Raw genomic sequence first — 2,267 nt, forward strand, 5'->3', positions numbered from 1 at the left:
CATATTATATGGTTAAGTCCTCGATCTATTAGTATTCGTCAGCTCCACATGTCACCATGCTTCCACCTCGAACCTATCAACCTGATCATCTTTCAGGGATCTTACTAGCTTACGCTATGGGAAATCTCATCTTGAGGGGGGCTTCATGCTTAGATGCTTTCAGCACTTATCCCTTCCGCACATAGCTACCCAGCTATGCCCTTGGCAGAACAACTGGTACACCAGCGGTGCGTCCATCCCGGTCCTCTCGTACTAAGGACAGCTCCTCTCAAATTTCCTACGCCCACGACGGATAGGGACCGAACTGTCTCACGACGTTCTGAACCCAGCTCGCGTACCGCTTTAATGGGCGAACAGCCCAACCCTTGGGACCGACTACAGCCCCAGGATGCGATGAGCCGACATCGAGGTGCCAAACCTCCCCGTCGATGTGGACTCTTGGGGGAGATAAGCCTGTTATCCCCGGGGTAGCTTTTATCCGTTGAGCGATGGCCCTTCCATGCGGAACCACCGGATCACTAAGCCCGACTTTCGTCCCTGCTCGACTTGTAGGTCTCGCAGTCAAGCTCCCTTATGCCTTTGCACTCTACGAATGATTTCCAACCATTCTGAGGGAACCTTTGGGCGCCTCCGTTACACTTTAGGAGGCGACCGCCCCAGTCAAACTGCCCACCTGACACTGTCTCCCGGGTCGATAAGACCCGTAGGTTAGAATTTCAATACAGTCAGGGCGGTATCCCACCAGCGCCTCCACCGAAGCTAGCGCTCCGGTTTCAATGGCTCCCGCCTATCCTGTACAAACTGTACCAAAATTCAATATCAGGCTACAGTAAAGCTCCACGGGGTCTTTCCGTCCTGTCGCGGGTAACCTGCATCTTCACAGGTACTATAATTTCACCGAGTCTCTGGTTGAGACAGTGCCCAAATCGTTACACCTTTCGTGCGGGTCGGAACTTACCCGACAAGGAATTTCGCTACCTTAGGACCGTTATAGTTACGGCCGCCGTTTACTGGGGCTTCAGTTCAGAGCTTCGCTTACGCTAACCCCTCTCCTTAACCTTCCAGCACCGGGCAGGTGTCAGCCCCTATACTTCGCCTTACGGCTTCGCAGAGACCTGTGTTTTTGCTAAACAGTCGCTTGGGCCTATTCACTGCGGCTTTCCGTTAAGAAAGCACCCCTTCTCCCGAAGTTACGGGGTCATTTTGCCGAGTTCCTTAACCAGAGTTCTCTCGCACACCTTAGGATTCTCTCCTCGCCTACCTGTGTCGGTTTGCGGTACAGGCACCTTTTATCTCGCTAGAAGCTTTTCTTGGCAGCGGGGAATCAAAGACTTCGCTCCATAAGGAGCTTCCCCATCACAGCTCAGCCTTCACGATAAGCGGATTTGCCTACTTATCAGCCTAACTGCTTGGACGTGCACAACCAATCGCACGCTTCTTCTATCCTTCTGCGTCCCTCCATTGCTCAAACGATAAAGAGGTGGTACAGGAATATCAACCTGTTGTCCATCGCCTACGCCTGTCGGCCTCGGCTTAGGTCCTGACTAACCCTGAGCGGACGAGCCTTCCTCAGGAAACCTTAGGCATTCGGTGGACGGGATTCTCACCCGTCTTTCGCTACTCATACCGGCATTCTCACTTCTAAGCGCTCCACCAGTCCTTCCGGTCTGACTTCACTGCACTTAGAACGCTCCCCTACCACTGATACCATTGGTATCAATTCGCAGCTTCGGTGGTGTATTTAGCCCCGGTACATTTTCGGCGCAGAGTCACTCGACTAGTGAGCTATTACGCACTCTTTAAATGGTGGCTGCTTCTAAGCCAACATCCTAGTTGTCTAAGCAACTCCACATCCTTTTCCACTTAATACACACTTTGGGACCTTAGCTGGCGATCTGGGCTGTTTCCCTCTTGACTACGGATCTTATCACTCGCAGTCTGACTCCTAAGGATAAGTCATTGGCATTCGGAGTTTGACTGAATTCGGTAATCCGATGAGGACCCCTAGTTCAATCAGTGCTCTACCTCCAAGACTCTTACACTTAAGGCTAGCCCTAAAGCTATTTCGGGGAGAACCAGCTATCTCCAGGTTCGATTGGAATTTCTCCGCTACCCACACCTCATCCCCGCACTTTTCAACGTGCGTGGGTTCGGGCCTCCATTCAGTGTTACCTGAACTTCACCCTGGACATGGGTAGATCACCTGGTTTCGGGTCTACGACCACGTACTAAACGCCCTATTCAGACTCGCTTTCGCTGCGGCTCCG

1 rRNA gene is annotated in these 2,267 nt (G+C 52.2%); it reads right to left on the bottom strand.

Annotated elements, in window-relative coordinates:
• Nucleotides 1-8 precede the first annotated feature (8 nt).
• Nucleotides 9-2,267: ribosomal RNA gene (locus tag MR109_RS29535) — 23S ribosomal RNA — on the bottom strand; the annotation flags it as partial.

It is taken from the genome of Bacillus cereus group sp. BfR-BA-01310 (genome assembly GCF_022664325.1).
GTDB lineage: Bacteria > Bacillota > Bacilli > Bacillales > Bacillaceae_G > Bacillus_A > Bacillus_A paramycoides.